Source organism: Hoeflea sp. IMCC20628, assembly GCF_001011155.1.
Lineage (GTDB): Bacteria > Pseudomonadota > Alphaproteobacteria > Rhizobiales > Rhizobiaceae > Hoeflea.
On record NZ_CP011479.1, the window covers coordinates 466,681 to 483,832 of the forward strand.

Sequence of the window (17,152 nt, forward strand, 5' to 3'; positions counted from 1 at the left end):
AACAGGTGGTTATCATGAACGCATCGCTTTCGGGACACTTGCAAGATGGCGGGCATCACCTGGTCCAACGGGTGTATTACGAGGACACGGATTTTTCCGGTTTTGTCTATCATGCGCGCTATCTGCATTTCTTTGAAAGGGGGCGGACCGACTACATTCGCCTGCTCGGCGTTTCACAAGGTACATTGCATACCCAGACTGACCTGGTCGATTCGGTGGCCTTTGTCGTCCGGCGGATGGAAATCGATTTCAAATCTCCGGCGCGGATGGATGATGTTCTGACCATCATCACCAGGCCGGGTGAAATTCGCGGCGCCCGGATGATGCTGGACCAGACCATTCTTCGCGGAGACGATGTGCTGGCAATAGCGGCGGTAACCGTCGCCGTGGTCAATGGTTTTGGCAGGGCGCGAAGGTTGCCTGACGCGCTGCTCGCGCGGTTTGGCGGCGGCGCGGATAACTGATAATTCAAGGAAAGGATGATCACTTGGTGATCTCATCAGAAGACGAGCTTGAGAAGCTGCGACACATCGGGAAAATTTGCGCCAACACGATACAGGTCATGGCAAAAGCCATGGAGCCGGGCATGACGACCCGTGAGCTTGATCTGATCGGAAGGCAGCATCTGGATGCTCATGGGGCCCAGTCGGCGCCGGAGTTCTGCTATGAATTCCCCGGAGCAACCTGCATCTCGGTCAATAAGGAAGTTGCGCATGGCGTTCCCGGTGACCGGGTGATTGCGCCCGGCGATCTGGTCAACATCGATGTGTCGGCGCTCAAGGATGGTTATTTCGGTGACACCGGAGCATCATTTGGTGTCGCCCCGGTGGCGCAGAAGACCTCCCGTTTGCTGCGTGATGGAAAACGGGCGATGTCGGCAGGAATCAATCAGGTCAAGAGCGGCGCGCGTTATGCGTCGATCGGCGATGCTGTCGGCAGTTTTGCCAAGAAGAACGGCTATACGCTCATTCGCAACCTGGCCAGCCACGGTGTCGGTCAGTCATTGCACGAGTACCCCGAAGAAATCGCGACCTGGCCAAACCGTCACGATAAGCGGTTGATGGAAGAGGGGCAGGTCTTCACCATCGAACCGTTCCTGTCTTTCGGGGCGACGTTTGCTGAAGACGATGATGATGGTGGAAGCTGGACCCTCTACTCATGTCCCAACGCTCTGACCGTGCAGTTCGAGCACACGGTGGTTTCCAGCCGCAATGGTCCGATCATTCTGACGTTTCCGGATTAACCCAACTGACGGTTATTGCAGTCGCGTTGCGGCGCTGAATCCTAACCGAACCTTAACCATAACAATTTATTGCTTGAACCGTGCGGATTGCGCGGATTGTGTGCGCCATCCTTTGACCAAAATTGGCCGCGAGAAGAACTTGGAAGTGAATAGGCGACGGTCGCTCACTTCTGGACTCCCGGCAAAAGTGACGTCTTGGCCGCCCGGTAATAAAACCGGGCGTTTGGATTTGAGGGTTATTTGAATGGAACAAGTTGGACTTGCGGCAACCAGCGAAGTGACGCTTTGGTCGCTCTTCATGCAGGCGGGGTTTGTGGTCAAATTTGTGATGCTCGGCCTGATCGGCGCATCTGTCTGGACCTGGGCCATCGTCGCTGACAAATGGATCTCGTTCGGCAAATTCCGCCGCCAGCTCGACCAGTTCGAGCAGGTATTCTGGTCGGGTCAGTCGCTGGAAGAGCTGTACCGGACGCTGTCGGATCGCAAGTCCGCCGGCATGAGCGCCATTTTCGTCTCGGCGATGCGCGAATGGAAGAAATCCTTCGAGCGTGGCGCCAAATCGCCGATCGGTCTGCAGATGCGCATCGACAAGGCCATGGATGTGACGCTTGCACGCGAAGCCGATGCGCTGGAATCCAAGCTCGGATCGCTGGCCACAATCGGCTCGGCTGCACCCTTCATCGGTCTTTTCGGCACAGTAGTCGGCATCATGACCTCGTTTCAGGCGATTGCCGGATCGAAATCCACCAACCTCGCCGTGGTCGCCCCCGGTATCGCCGAAGCGTTGCTGGCAACGGCCATTGGCCTGCTTGCTGCCATTCCGGCGGTTATCGCCTACAACAAGTTCTCTTCCGATGCCGGCAAGCTTTCAGCCCGCATGGAAGGTTTTACCGATGAATTCTCCGGCATCCTCTCGCGCCAGATCGACGAGCGTCAAAACGCCCGTCAGGCTGCGGAATAGGGGGCCGGGATGGGCATGTCAGCACAGGGTCGTAGCGGCGGCGGTTCGCGCCGTGGACGCCGGGGCGGCCGCAAGCAACTGTTGAGCGAAATCAACGTCACGCCGTTTGTCGACGTGATGCTGGTGCTGTTGATCATTTTCATGGTTGCAGCGCCCTTGCTGACTGTTGGCGTTCCCATCGATCTGCCGGAAACGGCGGCCAAGGCGCTGAATTCAGACACCCAACCGATCACGGTTTCGGTGAATTCGGACGGCCAGATCTATCTGCAGGAGACCGAAATCCCGATCGAGGAAGTGGTGGCCAAACTCGAGGCGATTGCCACCACTGGCTACAAGGAACGGATCTATGTCCGAGGCGACACCAATGCGGATTACGGCACCGTCATGAAAGTGATGGCGCGCATTTCCGCGGCCGGATTTACCAATCTTGGCCTGGTGACGCTTCAGGAACAGGACGGTTGACGGCGCGCTGATGAAGGGAAGTATGGCGACATCAACATTATTGCACATTGTGGTGCTGGGATTCGCATTGTCATCCTTCACCGCGCCGAAGACGCTTGAGGTGGAGAATGTTGAGTCGTTCCCTGTCAGCATCGTGCCGATCGAGGAGATCACCCAGATCCAGCAAGGCGAAAAGACCGCACCGCTCGCTGAAAAGGCCGCACCGATTCCCACCGCCCGGCCTGATCCAGTGCCGGACGCTGAAAATGTTGGCGAGAACGCAGTCGATTTGAAGCCGGTCAAGGCCGCCAAGCCGAGCCCAAAGGAAGTGGTCTCGGAAGCGCCGCCCAAGCCGGCAGAAAAACCGGCACCCCAACCTGAACCGGAGCCAAAAGTCCCGACACCGGAACCTGTCAAGGTGACCGAGCCCAAGCCTGCTGAAAAACCAGCGCCCAAGCCTGTTCCTGAAAAGCCGGCCGAGCCTGCGCCAGCAGCGGAAAAACCTGCCGAGCCCAAGCCAGCACCGGTGGAAGTCGCTGCCTTGCCGGCAGAATCCGCGCCGGATCCTGTGGCCGAAGCGATCACCGAGGCGCCCCCTGCGGAACCGGAATTTGCGGCTTTGCCGAGCGCCGGACCGGTGCCACAGGCACGGCCGGAGCCACCTCGGCCAGAAACACCAAAGGCTGCGGCCAAGCCCGCGGCGTCGGAATCTGCTTCATCTAAGCAGAGCGACTTCAATGCCGATGCGGTTGCAGCACTTCTCAACAAGCAGGATGCTGCGGGTGGCGGCGCCAAGCGGTCGACCGAAACGGCAGCTCTTGGTGGAACTCAGACCACGCGCGGGAACACGCTGAGCCAGAGCGAAATGGATGCGCTGCGTGGCCAGATCCAGAAATACTGGAGCATCATTCCCGGCATGGCCGATGGCGGTGATGTTCGGGTGATCGTCAAGATGAGGCTCGACCTGTCCGGCAATATCGTCGGCCAACCGGATGTGACGGCAACTGGCGGATCGGCTGCGACCCGTGGGACACTGTCAGGCAGCGCCCGGCGTGCGGTGCTCCAGGCACAGCCCTTCCAGTTGCCGAAAGAGAAATTCGATTCATGGTCGGAAGTGATCGTGAATTTCGACCCCAGCCAGATGTTTTAGGGCAGGGGTACATGACTGTGATAGAAATGGCGCTGAAAGGCTGCATTATGAAAATGATCAACCGAATTCTTGTCCTGCCATTGGTGATGGCCGCTGCACTTGCCGTGTTTGCGGCGAGCCCGGCGCGCGCCGTGGTGGAGATCGATATCAACCGCGCCAATGTCGAGCCGTTGCCGATCGCCATTACCGATTTCATCTCCGCCGATGGTCTTGGCGCTCAGATTTCCGAAGTGGTGGCGGCGGATCTCAAGCGCTCGGGCCTGTTCGCTCCGATCGCCAAGGCCGCGTTCATTGAAAAGATCTCCAATCCTGATCAGGCTCCCCGGTTTGAAGACTGGAAAGTGATCAATGCCCAGGCGCTGGTCACCGGTCGTCTGGTGCGCGAGGCCGATGGCCGGTTGCGGGCCGAATTCCGACTATGGGACACTTTTGCCAATCAGCAGCTTTCCGGCGAACAGTTTTTCACCCGCCCCGAGAACTGGCGCCGGGTGGCCCATATCATTGCCGACGCGATTTATGAGCGGCTGACAGGCGAAAAGGGCTATTTCGACAGCCGTGTCGTGTTCGTGTCCGAAAGCGGACCGAAGACCGACCGCAAGAAGCAACTGGCGATCATGGATCAGGATGGCGCAAATCTGCGTATGCTGACCAACGCCAATGACATCGTGCTCACCCCGCGGTTTTCGCCCAGCCGCCAGGAAATCACCTACATGTCGTTCGAAGGCGGTCAGCCGCGGGTTTATCTTCTGCAGCTTGAAACCGGTCAGCGCGAACTGGTCGGAAACTTTCCCGGCATGACCTTTTCTCCACGATTCTCGCCGGATGGCCAGAAGGTGATCATGAGCCTTCAGCAGGAAGGCAATGCCAATATCTACACCATGGATCTGCGCTCGCGGGCGACGACGCGGTTGACCAGCACAGCAGCGATCGACACTTCACCATCCTATTCACCCGACGGCACTCAGATCGTCTTTGAAAGCGACCGGGGCGGCCGACAGCAGCTCTACGCCATGGGGGCCGACGGCTCGAACCAGCGCCGTGTGTCGTTCGGCGACGGGTCCTATTCAACTCCGGTCTGGTCGCCACGCGGCGATCTGATCGCCTTCACCAAGCAATCGGGCGGCAAATTTTCCATTGGCGTGATGAAAACCGATGGTTCGGGCGAGCGGATCCTGACGACCGGCTTTCACAATGAAGGCCCCACCTGGGCGCCCAATGGACGGGTGCTGATGTTCTTCCGTCAACCAGCCGGCTCTGGCGGCCCGCAGATCTATTCGATCGACCTGACCGGGTACAATGAGCAACTGGTCACGACCCCCACCTACGCATCGGACCCGGCGTGGTCGCCGCTTCTGGAATAGCACAAGACCCTCGAAAGGGCTGATTTTCGCCGTGTTTGCGCCGTATTGTGCGGTCAAATGCGGCTTTAAGGACCCAGAATTACACAAACTTAACCTTGTTCCTTCAGCGCCGGTTAACCGCAACCGGTTACTAATGGTCAACCAGAACATTCAAGGAGACCGGCTATGGGCCGCATGCAAACTCTTGCCCGCAACCCGGCAATGCTGGCGCTTTTCACAGCGCTCGTACTGACCGGCTGCGCCTCGAAAAAGAACAACCTGCCCAACAACGCAGCTGATCTGGGCCTTGCCGGCAATGCGACGCCGGGGTCCCAGCAGGACTTTACCGTCAATGTCGGCGACCGGATTTTCTTCGACACAGATTCTTCTGTGGTCCGTGCCGATGCAGCGGCGACACTTGACCGGCAGGCACAGTGGCTCAACCAGTATCCGAACTATCAGATCACTGTTGAAGGCCATGCCGATGAACGCGGCACTCGCGAGTACAACCTCGCACTTGGCGCGCGCCGCGCCTCGGCCACACGGCAGTATCTTGCCAATCGCGGCATAGCGGCAAACCGCGTACGCACCATCTCCTACGGCAAGGAGCGTCCGGTCGCGGTTTGCGACGACATATCCTGCTGGTCGCAGAACCGCCGTGCGGTCACGGCACTTGGCGGCGCTGGCAGCTAAAACCTGATCGGTTTCAAGCGAGAGGGCGGTTTTCGGACCGCCCTCTTTGCGTTTGATTGGACCTTGACCATAGTTTGGCCGGTTTGTGCGTTGATTTGATGAGCCGCCATGCGGTATTCCATATCTCCGGGCGATTGCCCGTGTAATGAGGTCAGGCAGATGAAAATCATTTCAAAATTGCTAACCGCGATGGCGCTCGGCGTTCTCGCGTTTCCGGTCAATGCGGCACCGCTGTTTTCCGGATTTGAACGAAGCGCGCCGATTCCACCAGCCGGGATCAGCTCTACCCTTCCCGAACAGGCTCCGCTCATTCTGGCACAGGCCGGCGATCCGGTGTTCCGCATCGGTCAGCTTGAAGAGCAGATTCGGGCGCTGAACGGGCGGATCGAAGAGCTCGGATTCCAGATGCTGCAGATGCAGGAGCAGATGCGGCAGATGCAGCAGGACAATGAATTCCGCTTTCAGGAACTCGAGAAGGGCGGAAGTCAGCGTGGTGATGCGGGACCGGCAATGACGCAACCCGGCATCGAGGAGTCGACCACGGCGTCGACCGGCCAGAACGACCAGACCAATCAGGGCACTGGCGCGCCTGCGGTCGATCTCGGATCGATCAAGTTCGATGACAAGGGTGATCTGATCGGCGGTATCATAGAGCCCAATGGCAGTTCCGAGACAGCCTCGCTGACGTCATCCGATGATCTTTATCAGGCTGGCTATAACCACATGCTTGCCGGAGATTATGCTCTGGCTGAGCAGGTGTTCCGTGATTACATTGCCAACCATCCCGAAGGCGCGCGTACCGCTGACGCAATGTTCTGGCTTGGCGAAGCGCAATACTCTCAGGGCAATTACCAGGAATCGGCCAAGACATTCCTGGATGCGCACAAGCAGTATCCCCGCGCCGACAAGGGCGCCGATGCGCTGTTGAAACTCGGCATGTCGCTGGCCAAACTCGACAATCGTGACACGGCCTGCGCAACCCTGCGCGAAGTGCTGATCCGCTATCCCGGCGCCTCTGCCGCAGTCCGCGCCAAGGTCAGTGAAGAACAGATACTGGCGAGCTGCTGATCCCGGATCGAGCCCGATGACGCTGCCTTCGTCAGTCCGTCCGGCCCCACTTCCCCACAATTTTCAACATTGTCTTTCTGATTTCCTCGCCCGCTTGTCCGATAGCCGTCCGCTTGGCGTGGCGGTGTCTGGCGGATCGGATTCGCTGGGCATGCTCTACGGGCTTGCCGCTCTCCTTGCCCCGGTCAAACTGGTTGCGCTGACGGTGGATCACGGTTTGCGAACCGGGTCAGCCGATGAAGCGCGCCAGGTTAAATCTCATTGCCGCAGGCTTGGCGTGTGCCATGAAACGCTTTTTTGGGATGACAAGCCGCCGGTGGCGGGCCTGCAGGCGGCGGCACGAACGGCGCGCTACAACTTGCTCGGATCGGCCGCGGCGCGGCTTGGGCTTGCGGCGGTTCTGACGGCTCATACAAGCGGCGATCAGGACGAGACGCTGGAGATGCGGCGCGCCCGCAGCCAGTCGGACGTGGCGCCCGGCCTTGCCGGAATTCCGCATGCCACGCTGTTTGACGGACATATGTGGGTTTTGCGCCCATTGCTTGGCGTCAATCGCGCTGAAATCCGCGACTTTCTTCGCCAGGCAAACGTGGACTGGATCGAGGACCCCTCCAATATCGATGAGCGCTTCGAGCGGGTTCGGGTTCGCGCCAGACTGAAAGACCAGCCTGCGGACCGGCGAGGTCTTGGGAGCGAGGATATCGTCGTCGCCCGGTCGCTGCTTGCCCGGAGGGCTGCCGCGATCATCGATGGCAATTGCAGTCTGGAAACGGGCGACACGATCCGGATGAAGTGCAGCCCCGGTGAAGACGCGGATGTGGTGGTGGCCGTGATCGAAGCACTGATCGATCTGTGCGGAGGGGCCGGAAGGGCACTCGACCGGCGCGGCAAAGCGACGCTTGCAGACATTGCCAGCGCCTGCATCGGTGACTTTGACACAAATGGCCAGACGATTACCCTTGGACGCTGCCTGATACGTCGCCACGGCAGGGAATTGCTGATCCGACGGGAAAGCCGGGGAATTGAGGAACTGGTTCTGGCTCCCGGGTCGGCTGGTGTCTGGGACGGGCGGTATCATATCCGAAATCTCGACCAGAGGGCCCATTTGCATGTGGTTGGCGGTGGACCAGAGGGAATCACGCCATTGTTCAGGCGTGATTTGGCTGTAGAGCCGTTGTTCAAGGACATGCACGAAGAGTTGTTTGGCGGATTTTCATGCCGCCGGTTGATCGGTCGCAGTTCGCGCGTCCTGCCGATTCATGAGTTGCCTTTGGCGCAAGCGCTGACCGGTTTGGTCGATACGGACCTGTTGCCGGAGTGTCCCTGGGTTAACCTCAAGGTCAAAATGACCGCGATTGGCGTCAATGTGCTATGACAAAGCCATGCTGCAGCCTTGGCAATGACCTGTCGGGCTCCTATGTTGTAGAAGAGTATTCGAAATTCGGTTGGCCGCCGGTGGCCGCTGACCATGATCCCCGAGGAAGAGCATGAACCCCAACTTCCGTAATTTTGCCCTGTGGGCAATCATCGCGCTCCTGTTGATCGCTTTGTTCAATATGTTTCAAAGCCCGAGCGAACGGACAACCGGGCGTGATATCGCCTATTCCCAGTTCCTCAAGGACATAGATACCGGTCGTGTGCGGGACGTCACGATCATCGGCGAGCGGATTTCGGGCAATTACACCGATTCCGCCACCGGGTTTCAGACCTATTCTCCAGGCGATCCGTCGCTTGTGCAGCGGTTGAGCGACAAGAACGTCACTGTGGTTGCCAAGCCGGAAGTCGACAGCTCCAACACGCTGGTCGGATATCTGATTTCCTGGCTGCCGATCCTGCTGATCCTCGGCGTGTGGATTTTCTTCATGCGGCAGATGCAGGGTGGCTCGCGCGGCGCGATGGGCTTTGGCAAGTCCAAGGCCAAGCTTTTGACCGAGGCGCATGGCCGGGTCACATTCGCTGATGTCGCTGGAGTTGACGAAGCCAAGCAGGATCTGGAAGAAATTGTCGAGTTCCTGCGCGATCCGCAGAAATTCCAGCGCCTGGGCGGCAAGATCCCGCGCGGCGTTCTGCTCGTGGGCCCTCCCGGTACCGGCAAGACCCTGACCGCCCGTGCGGTGGCAGGCGAAGCCAATGTGCCTTTCTTCACAATTTCCGGTTCGGACTTTGTTGAAATGTTCGTCGGCGTTGGTGCCAGCCGTGTGCGCGACATGTTCGAGCAGGCCAAGAAAAATTCACCCTGCATCATCTTCATCGATGAAATTGATGCGGTCGGCCGTCATCGCGGCGCCGGTCTCGGCGGCGGCAATGACGAGCGCGAACAGACGCTCAACCAGTTGCTCGTCGAAATGGACGGCTTTGAGGCCAATGAAGGCGTCATCCTGATTGCGGCGACCAACCGTCCTGACGTGCTTGATCCGGCGCTGATGCGTCCGGGCCGCTTCGACCGTCAGGTTGTTGTGCCGCTTCCCGACGTCAATGGCCGCGAAAAGATCCTCAAGGTGCATGTCCGCAACGTGCCGATGGCGCCGAATGTCGATCTCAAGGTTCTGGCACGCGGTACCCCGGGCTTCTCCGGTGCCGACCTGATGAACCTGATCAACGAAGGCGCGCTTCTGGCGGCACGGCGCAACAAGCGCATTGTCACCATGGCCGAGTTCGAAGATGCCAAGGACAAGGTGATGATGGGAGCCGAGCGCCGCTCGACCGCCATGACCCAGGAAGAAAAGAAGCTGACCGCCTATCACGAAGCCGGTCATGCCATCGTCGCCATGAATGTCGCCGTGGCCGATCCGGTCCACAAGGCGACCATCATTCCGCGCGGTCGTGCGCTCGGCATGGTCATGCAACTGCCTGAAGGCGACCGCTATTCGATGAGCTACAAGTGGATGGTGTCCCGGTTGGCAATCATGATGGGTGGCCGTGTTGCCGAGGAATTGACCTTCGGCAAGGAGAACATCACCTCCGGCGCTTCCTCGGATATCGTGCAGGCTACCAAGCTGGCCCGTGCGATGGTCACCGAATGGGGCTTCTCCGACAAGCTCGGACTGGTGGCTTACGGCGAGAACCAGCAGGAAGTGTTCCTCGGGCACTCCGTGGCGCAGCAGAAGAATGTTTCTGAATCGACGGCCCAGACCATCGACAGCGAAGTTCGCCGTCTGATTGATCAGGCCTATCACGAAGCGCGTGAAATCCTGACCAAGAAGAAGAAGGGATTCATCGCCATCGCCGAAGGCCTGCTTGAATATGAAACGCTGACAGGTGAAGAAATCAAGGCGCTGATCCGTGGCGAAAAGCCTGCACGCGACACCGATGATGATACGCCTCCGAGCCGTGGTACTGCCGTTCCGACCGCCGGCACCAAAAAAGGCGGGGCTGGAAAGAAGGGCGACGAGCCTGATTCGGGCCTGGAACCGCAGCCCCAGTAAAACGCAAATCTCATCAACCATAGGATGAGAAAATATGAAAACAGCCGCCGATTTGGCGGCTGTTTTGTGTATAATGAAATGGTTTGTAACAAAATCTGATTGTATTCGGACGCGCTTCTGATGAATTACAGTTAAATGCTAATCCTATAAAGCGGGACGTAACGGGGGCACTATGAGCAGACGATATTTCGGCACGGACGGGATTCGTGGTCAGGCCAACAAGGCACCGATGACGCCGGATCTGGCGATGCGCGTTGGTATTGCAGTTGGAAACCTGTTTCGACGTGGCGACCACCGGCACCGGGTGGTGATCGGCAAGGACACAAGGCTGTCGGGCTACATGATCGAGAACGCGCTTGTGGCCGGCTTCACGGCTGCGGGCGTCGATGTGTTTCTGCTTGGCCCGATCCCGACACCGGCGGTGGCGATGCTGACCCGGTCCTTGCGCGCCGATATCGGCGTGATGATTTCCGCCTCGCACAATCCGTACCAGGACAATGGCATCAAGCTGTTCGGGCCCGATGGCTTCAAACTGTCAGACGATCTGGAGCGCCAGATCGAGAATTTGATGGATGAGGACATTCATTTGCAACTGGCGCGTCCGGAAGCGATCGGACGGGCAAAACGCATTGATGGCGTTCACGACCGCTACATCGAGTTTGCCAAGCGGACCCTGCCCAAGGACATCACCCTGTCGGGCATGCGCGTCGTCATCGATTGCGCCAATGGCGCAGGCTACAAGGTGGCGCCTGCTGCGCTGTGGGAACTGGGCGCAGATGTGATTGCGATCGGCGAGGAGCCGAATGGCACGAACATCAACCTCAATTGTGGTTCGACCCATCCTGTCGCTCTGGCGCGCAAGGTTCACGAAGTCAGAGCAGACATCGGCATCGCCCTTGATGGCGACGCTGACCGGGTGCTCATCGTCGATGAAACCGGCGCTGTGATTGACGGTGACCAGCTGATGGCCTTGATTGCGGAGTCCTGGGCGGCGGACGGTATGCTGCGGGGCGATGGCATCGTTGCGACAGTGATGTCCAATCTGGGCCTGGAGCGATTCCTAGGGGACATCGGCCTTTCGCTGGCACGGACCAAGGTTGGCGACCGCTACGTGGTTGAGCATATGCGCAAGCACGGGTTCAATGTTGGCGGCGAGCAATCCGGGCATATCGTGCTTTCTGATTTTGCCACCACCGGTGACGGCCTGGTCGCGGCGTTGCAGGTGATGGCCTGCGTGCAGCGGATGGGACGGCCGGTGTCGGAAGTTTGCCGCAGGTTCGAGCCTGTGCCTCAGGTGCTCAAGAATGTGCGGCACTCGGGCGGCAATCCGCTCAATGACAGCTTTGTCAAGGCAGCCATCAGCGAGGCCGAGGCGTCGCTGGGCAGTTCTGCCCGGCTGGTGATTCGCCCCTCAGGCACCGAGCCATTGATCCGGGTGATGGCCGAGGGAGATGACCGTGGCCAGATCGAGACCGTCGTCGACCAGTTGATCAACGTGATATCAGGTGTCCGCAACGCGGCCTGACGGCGACGGCTCATGTCGGCCAATGTCTGCGGCTTTGGTCTGCAGGGAGCTTACAAAGATCCAGAACGCAAAAAGTGGCCGAATTTTTCGGCCACTTTGTCATTTCAGAGGTCTGTAAAATACCGTAGCCTCGAGATGTTTTTCCCGACGATCGTCGGTTTGCTTGCCGGTCTTTCAAGGATTCTTGGTAAAGAGACGTGGTTAAGCGGGTTTTAACCTTTCTACTGCATTGTTGAAGACGAACCAATAAGCGCGTTGTCTCCAGAACCGGCGGCACCGCATGTCTCGACAATGGAGTCTACCATGAGAAAGATCTTCCTGGCCGGTACGGCCATGGTGCTTGCCGGTGTGGGGTCGGCTTCTGCTGCTGACATCTATCCTGCACAGGTTATTGATGCGCCGATCTACGAAGCGCCGGTTTCGCAGCCCGTTGCGGCAGCTAGCGGCTGGTATCTGCGCGGCGACGCAGGCTATGCTTGGAACAGGAGCAGTGGCGTCAATTTCCTGCAAGGCGGCCTGGGTACATGGGCGCCGTTTACCACGGCTACGCTGCGCTCGTCCTACAGCATTGGCGGTGGTGTCGGTTACCAGATAAATCAGAAACTGCGTACCGATGTGACGCTGGATTATTTCAGCAAGGCAGATTTCAGAGGTTCGACCACAGGTGGCGGCGCCTTGGCCGGTGTCTGCGCGGGCCCCTGCACCTCGACAGATCTTTCTTCGGTTTCGGGCCTGAGCCTGCTCGCTAATGCCTATGTAGATATCTACAAGCAGGGACGCTTTACGCTTTACGGCGGTGCCGGACTTGGTGGCACCAAGGTGAAATGGGGCGACCTCGCCAACACTGCCTGCGCCGATGATGGCACTGGTTGTGCTGCCACCGATATTCATGGCGGCGCAAAGGGATGGCGCTTCACCTATGCCTTGATGGCTGGTGCCTCGGTTGATCTGAGCTGCAACCTGAAGGCCGATGTCGGCTACCGCTACCGCCATATTACTGGTGGTGCAATGTTCAAGAGCCTGACCAGCAACGGCTACCAGGGTTACAACAAGAGCCTTGCCTCGCACGAAGTTCGTGGTGGTCTTCGCTATAGTCTCGGTGGTTGTGCCCAGGAAGAAGTTTACATCGAACCTGCACCCATCATGCCGGCTGTCTACAAGTAGGCTCCATCTGCCAGCTACAATTTGTCGTTTCAGACCGCCCGGCCAGCTTGCCGGGCGGTTTCGTTTTGGAACGGTGCTCTACTTTGCGGATGACGGCAGATCTTTTGTTAAAAAAAAGCGCAGACAACAGAGTTAACAAGCATGCTTAACCGGGACTTAACCAGTCTTGGCCATAGTGCCCTTCACAGGCATTCGGAGCGCACTGAGCGAAACCGGATCTATTGAAGGGAAATCGGCCATGTTCATGCGAATAGCTCTCACGTCCAGCATCGCGGTTTTGACTGCGTTGGCGGCGCCGGTCCAGGCGGCCGATCTTGACGACATCATATATGCTCCCGAATTGGCGATGACCCAGCCGGTCGAAGTCGGCACGGGCTGGTATCTTCGCGGAGATCTCGGATACTCGGTGAGAAGCCGTGGTGCGGCCACCAATTACTCGACCTTCACGGCCGGGCCACCTGCTGCCTATTTCAACAATGCTTTCGACAGTTCTTCGCTCGACAGCGACTGGTCAGGATCGCTGGGCGCCGGTTACAATTTCACCGACTACCTCAGGGGCGACCTCACTTTCGAATACACAAGAGGCAGTTTTGCGGGAACCACCAGTTCGGTAGGGGCGTGCACCGGTCTGGCGACTGGCCAATGCGCCAGCGCTGATTCGCAGAACTTCGACCAATATGGCTTCATGGCCAATGCCTATGTCGATCTCGGAACGTTTGCCGGATTTACACCCTATGTCGGTGCCGGCGCCGGTGTGACCCGTGTCACCTGGAACCCGCTGAGCAACGATCAGAGCTGCGTCTCGGTCGTCGGCAATGTCTGTGGTGCTGGTGCGGCAATCGACAGCACCCACTCCGGCCAGGAAAGCTGGCGCTTTACCTATGCCTTGATGACCGGCGTATCCTACGATCTGTCCAAGGATCTCAAGCTGGATCTCGGCTACAAATATTCCAAGATCAAATCGGGCGGTCAGTTCAGCTATGACACTGCCACAGCGGCGGCAGGTGCAACCGGCATTCAGTCTTACGACAATGGCTTTTCCAAGCATGAAGTCCGCGTCGGCCTGCGCTACTCACTTTTCTAGGCATTTGCCAATCCGGATCTGAATGGGGAGGGCGGCATGACCGCCCTCTTTTTTATGCTGCGCTGTATCGCGCCGCTTGACTTCAACTTTGCCGAGGTCTAATCTCGCCAGTGGGCCACCCCTCCCCAACGAGGGGCCACTATCTGGAAGGATAGCCACAATGACGACTCTGACGAAGCCGGACCTGCGTCCGGAAAACCCCCGTTTTTCTTCTGGTCCCTGCGCCAAGCGTCCCGGTTGGACGCCTGAAGCGCTCATCGATGCGGCACTTGGCCGCTCGCACCGGGCCAAAATCGGCAAATCCAAACTCAAGCAAGCCATCGACCTGACCCGCAGCGTTCTCGGCGTGCCCGATGACTATCGCATCGGCATTGTTCCGGCGTCCGATACCGGCGCGGTCGAAATGGCCCTGTGGTCGATGCTCGGCGCCCGCGGCACAGACATGGTCGCCTGGGAAAGCTTTGGCGAAGGCTGGGTCACCGATGTGGTCAAGCAGCTCAAGCTTGACGATGTCCGCAAGATCACCGCGCCCTATGGCGAGCTTCCCGATCTCACGACAATCGATTTTGACCGTGACGTGGTCTTCACCTGGAACGGCACCACCTCAGGCGTCCGCGTTCCGAACGCCGATTTCATTCCGGCTGACCGGCAGGGCCTTACCATTTGCGACGCCACCTCGGCAGCCTTTGCCCAGGACCTCGACTTCGCCAAGCTCGATGTCACCACCTTCTCCTGGCAGAAGGTTCTCGGCGGCGAGGGCGGCCACGGCATGCTGATTCTGAGTCCCCGCGCCGTCGAGCGGCTCGAAAGCTACGTTCCGGCCTGGCCGCTGCCGAAGATCTTCCGGATGACCAAGGGCGGCAATCTGATCGAGGGCATCTTTGTTGGCGAGACCATCAACACGCCGTCGATGCTCTGCGTCGAGGACTATATCGATGCGCTGACATGGTCCGAACGTGTCGGTGGCCTCAAGGGGCTGATGGCCCGCGCCGACGCCAATGCCGATGTTCTGCATCGTTTCGTGGCCGACAATGACTGGATCGCCAATCTGGCGAAGCTCGACGAGACCCGGTCCAACACTTCGGTCTGTCTGGTTATTGCCGACCCCGAGATTGCCGCGCTTGCACCCGACGCCCAGGCGGCTTTCGCCAAGGCCATGGTCGGCCGTCTCGACAAGGAAGGCGTGGCGCTCGATATCGGCGCTTACCGCGATGCGCCTGCCGGTCTTCGGATCTGGTGTGGCGCAACGGTCGAGACATCCGATCTCGAGGCTTTGACGCCATGGCTGTCCTGGGCCTTCGCCCAGGAAAAAGCCGCGCTCAGGCAGGCAGCCTGATCCAGCTTTGGTGACCGCGCCGGTATGATCCTGCGCGGTCCGACTGCTCAATTCACGTAATTTGATCTTAGCAATGGAGGCCATCATGGCACCTCGCGTACTCGTATCCGATGCACTCTCGGAAACCGCCGTCCAGATTTTCCGCGACCGCGGCGTCGACGTCGACTTCATGCCGGCGCTCGGCAAGGACAAGGACAAACTGCTCGAAATCATCGGGCAGTATGACGGCCTGGCGATCCGCTCGGCCACCAAGGCGACCGAAAAGCTGATTGCCGCTGCGACCAATCTCAAGGTCATCGGCCGCGCAGGTATCGGCGTCGACAATGTCGACATTCAGGCCGCATCGCGCCGCGGCATCATCGTCATGAACACGCCCTTCGGCAACTCGATCACCACCGCAGAGCACGCCATCGCGCTGATGTTCGCCGTTGCCCGCCAGCTTCCCGCCGCCGACGCCTCGACCCAGGCCGGCAAGTGGGAAAAGTCGAAATTCATGGGTGTCGAAATCACCGGCAAGACGCTCGGCGTCATCGGCGCCGGCAATATCGGTTCCATCGTCTGCTCGCGCGCCATCGGCCTGAAGATGCATGTCGTGGCCTATGACCCGTTCCTGTCCAAGGAACGCGCCGAGGAAATGGGCGTCACCAAGGTCGAGCTCGACGAACTGCTGGCCCGCGCCGATTTCATCACCCTGCACGTGCCGATGACCGACAAGACCCGCGGCATCCTCAATGCCGAAGCACTGGCCAAGACCAAGAAGGGCGTTCGCATCATCAACTGCGCCCGTGGCGGTCTTGTCGACGAGGCAGCGCTTGCCGAAGCCATCAAGTCCGGTCATGTCGCCGGTGCTGGTTTCGATGTGTTTGAAGTTGAACCCGCCACCGAAAGCCCGCTGTTTGGCCTGCCAAACGTCGTCTGCACGCCGCATCTTGGCGCCTCGACCACCGAAGCCCAGGAAAATGTCGCACTTCAGGTTGCCGAGCAGATGTCGGATTATCTGGTCCGAGGTGCTGTCTCCAACGCCATCAACATGCCGTCGATCACGGCGGAAGAAGCGCCGATCCTCAAACCCTTCATCCGGCTCGCCGATGTGCTCGGCTCGTTTGCCGGACAGGTCACCGAAAGCCCGATCAAGGAAATCGAGATCCTTTACGATGGCGTCACCGCCGGCATGAACACCAAGGCGCTGACCAGCGCATTGCTGGCCGGCCTGATCCGCAACCAGGTCTCGGACGTCAACATGGTGTCGGCGCCGATCATGGTGAAGGAAAAGGGTATCGTGCTGTCGGAAGTCAAGCGCGACAAGACCGGCGTCTATGACGGCTATATCAAGCTGACGATCACCACCGAACGGCAGACCCGATCCATTGCCGGTACGGTGTTCTCGGATGGCAAGCCGCGCTTCATCCAGATCAAGGGCATCAATCTGGATGCCGATGTCGGCGCCCACATGATCTATCTCGCCAATACCGATGTCCCCGGCATGATCGGCTTCGTCGGCACCACGCTGGGTGATGCAGGCGTCAACATCGCCAACTTCCAGCTCGGCCGCGACAAGGAAAGCGGCGAGGCTATCGCGCTGCTCTATGTCGACGGGACAGTCGGCCAGGATGTGCTCGACAAGCTGACCGCCCACGCCGCCATCAAGCAGGCCAAGCCACTGGTCTTCAACGTCGATTGATCTGCCTGCGGTTTAAATGTGAAGCCCCCGGATGCGCTGCA

16 protein-coding genes are annotated in these 17,152 nt (G+C 59.1%); all 16 read left to right on the forward strand.

Features of this window, described 5'->3' with window-relative positions:
- Positions 1 to 11 precede the first annotated feature (11 nt).
- The 16 genes from ybgC to serA all read left to right on the forward strand — a co-directional run bounded on the left by ybgC (position 12) and on the right by serA (position 17,111).
- Positions 12 to 464, forward strand: coding sequence for a tol-pal system-associated acyl-CoA thioesterase (gene ybgC / locus IMCC20628_RS02170; RefSeq protein WP_197078450.1), 453 nt, complete (start codon positions 12 to 14; stop codon positions 462 to 464).
- A 23-nt stretch (positions 465 to 487) separates the two neighbouring features.
- Positions 488 to 1,243, forward strand: a complete 756-nt coding sequence (gene map / locus IMCC20628_RS02175; protein WP_047028838.1) for a type I methionyl aminopeptidase — start codon at positions 488 to 490, stop codon at positions 1,241 to 1,243.
- 244 nt (positions 1,244 to 1,487) lie between these two features.
- Entirely contained in the window at positions 1,488 to 2,204 is a 717-nt protein-coding gene (tolQ, locus tag IMCC20628_RS02180) for a protein TolQ (RefSeq protein ID WP_047028839.1), read from the forward strand.
- A 9-nt stretch (positions 2,205 to 2,213) separates the two neighbouring features.
- Positions 2,214 to 2,666: a protein TolR gene (tolR, locus tag IMCC20628_RS02185; protein ID WP_047028840.1), complete on the forward strand. Its 453-nt coding sequence runs from the start codon at positions 2,214 to 2,216 to the stop codon at positions 2,664 to 2,666.
- 10 nt (positions 2,667 to 2,676) lie between these two features.
- Positions 2,677 to 3,795 carry a hypothetical protein gene (locus tag IMCC20628_RS02190; RefSeq protein WP_047028841.1) on the forward strand — a complete coding sequence of 373 codons (1,119 nt, stop codon included), beginning with the start codon at positions 2,677 to 2,679 and terminating at the stop codon, positions 3,793 to 3,795.
- A 53-nt stretch (positions 3,796 to 3,848) separates the two neighbouring features.
- Positions 3,849 to 5,156, forward strand: coding sequence for a Tol-Pal system beta propeller repeat protein TolB (tolB, locus tag IMCC20628_RS02195; RefSeq protein ID WP_047032184.1), 1,308 nt, complete (start codon positions 3,849 to 3,851; stop codon positions 5,154 to 5,156).
- A 165-nt stretch (positions 5,157 to 5,321) separates the two neighbouring features.
- Positions 5,322 to 5,828, forward strand: coding sequence for a peptidoglycan-associated lipoprotein Pal (gene pal / locus IMCC20628_RS02200; RefSeq protein ID WP_047028842.1), 507 nt, complete (start codon positions 5,322 to 5,324; stop codon positions 5,826 to 5,828).
- Positions 5,829 to 5,987: 159 nt separating this feature from the next.
- Positions 5,988 to 6,896 (forward strand): tol-pal system protein YbgF, encoded by a 909-nt coding sequence (gene ybgF, locus IMCC20628_RS02205; RefSeq protein ID WP_047028843.1) that lies wholly within the window; start codon positions 5,988 to 5,990, stop codon positions 6,894 to 6,896.
- Positions 6,897 to 6,990: 94 nt separating this feature from the next.
- Positions 6,991 to 8,271, forward strand: coding sequence for a tRNA lysidine(34) synthetase TilS (gene tilS / locus IMCC20628_RS02210; RefSeq protein WP_197078378.1), 1,281 nt, complete (start codon positions 6,991 to 6,993; stop codon positions 8,269 to 8,271).
- A 112-nt stretch (positions 8,272 to 8,383) separates the two neighbouring features.
- Positions 8,384 to 10,321 (forward strand): ATP-dependent zinc metalloprotease FtsH, encoded by a 1,938-nt coding sequence (gene ftsH, locus IMCC20628_RS02215; RefSeq protein WP_047028844.1) that lies wholly within the window; start codon positions 8,384 to 8,386, stop codon positions 10,319 to 10,321.
- 172 nt (positions 10,322 to 10,493) lie between these two features.
- Positions 10,494 to 11,846, forward strand: coding sequence for a phosphoglucosamine mutase (gene glmM / locus IMCC20628_RS02220; RefSeq protein WP_047028845.1), 1,353 nt, complete (start codon positions 10,494 to 10,496; stop codon positions 11,844 to 11,846).
- 12 nt (positions 11,847 to 11,858) lie between these two features.
- Positions 11,859 to 12,062, forward strand: a complete 204-nt coding sequence (locus IMCC20628_RS02225; protein ID WP_047028846.1) for a hypothetical protein — start codon at positions 11,859 to 11,861, stop codon at positions 12,060 to 12,062.
- Between the two features lie 87 nt (positions 12,063 to 12,149).
- Positions 12,150 to 13,010: an outer membrane protein gene (locus IMCC20628_RS02230; RefSeq protein WP_047028847.1), complete on the forward strand. Its 861-nt coding sequence runs from the start codon at positions 12,150 to 12,152 to the stop codon at positions 13,008 to 13,010.
- A 238-nt stretch (positions 13,011 to 13,248) separates the two neighbouring features.
- Positions 13,249 to 14,094, forward strand: coding sequence for an outer membrane beta-barrel protein (locus IMCC20628_RS02235; RefSeq protein WP_047028848.1), 846 nt, complete (start codon positions 13,249 to 13,251; stop codon positions 14,092 to 14,094).
- 160 nt (positions 14,095 to 14,254) lie between these two features.
- Complete coding sequence (locus tag IMCC20628_RS02240) at positions 14,255 to 15,430, forward strand: phosphoserine transaminase (protein WP_047028849.1); 1,176 nt, start codon at positions 14,255 to 14,257, stop codon at positions 15,428 to 15,430.
- An 85-nt stretch (positions 15,431 to 15,515) separates the two neighbouring features.
- Positions 15,516 to 17,111, forward strand: a complete 1,596-nt coding sequence (gene serA, locus IMCC20628_RS02245) for a phosphoglycerate dehydrogenase (RefSeq protein WP_047032186.1) — start codon at positions 15,516 to 15,518, stop codon at positions 17,109 to 17,111.
- Positions 17,112 to 17,152: the final 41 nt, after the last annotated feature.

Coding starts and splice junctions, on each gene's coding strand:
- tolQ (WP_047028839.1), top strand. CDS start 1,488: ATGGAACAAGTTGGACTTGCGGCAACCAGCGAAGTGACGCTTTGGTCG.
- tolR (WP_047028840.1), top strand. CDS start 2,214: ATGGGCATGTCAGCACAGGGTCGTAGCGGCGGCGGTTCGCGCCGTGGA.
- IMCC20628_RS02190 (WP_047028841.1), top strand. CDS start 2,677: ATGAAGGGAAGTATGGCGACATCAACATTATTGCACATTGTGGTGCTG.
- tolB (WP_047032184.1), top strand. CDS start 3,849: ATGATCAACCGAATTCTTGTCCTGCCATTGGTGATGGCCGCTGCACTT.
- pal (WP_047028842.1), top strand. CDS start 5,322: ATGGGCCGCATGCAAACTCTTGCCCGCAACCCGGCAATGCTGGCGCTT.
- ybgF (WP_047028843.1), top strand. CDS start 5,988: ATGAAAATCATTTCAAAATTGCTAACCGCGATGGCGCTCGGCGTTCTC.
- ftsH (WP_047028844.1), top strand. CDS start 8,384: ATGAACCCCAACTTCCGTAATTTTGCCCTGTGGGCAATCATCGCGCTC.
- glmM (WP_047028845.1), top strand. CDS start 10,494: ATGAGCAGACGATATTTCGGCACGGACGGGATTCGTGGTCAGGCCAAC.
- IMCC20628_RS02225 (WP_047028846.1), top strand. CDS start 11,859: ATGTCGGCCAATGTCTGCGGCTTTGGTCTGCAGGGAGCTTACAAAGAT.
- IMCC20628_RS02230 (WP_047028847.1), top strand. CDS start 12,150: ATGAGAAAGATCTTCCTGGCCGGTACGGCCATGGTGCTTGCCGGTGTG.
- IMCC20628_RS02235 (WP_047028848.1), top strand. CDS start 13,249: ATGTTCATGCGAATAGCTCTCACGTCCAGCATCGCGGTTTTGACTGCG.
- IMCC20628_RS02240 (WP_047028849.1), top strand. CDS start 14,255: ATGACGACTCTGACGAAGCCGGACCTGCGTCCGGAAAACCCCCGTTTT.
- serA (WP_047032186.1), top strand. CDS start 15,516: ATGGCACCTCGCGTACTCGTATCCGATGCACTCTCGGAAACCGCCGTC.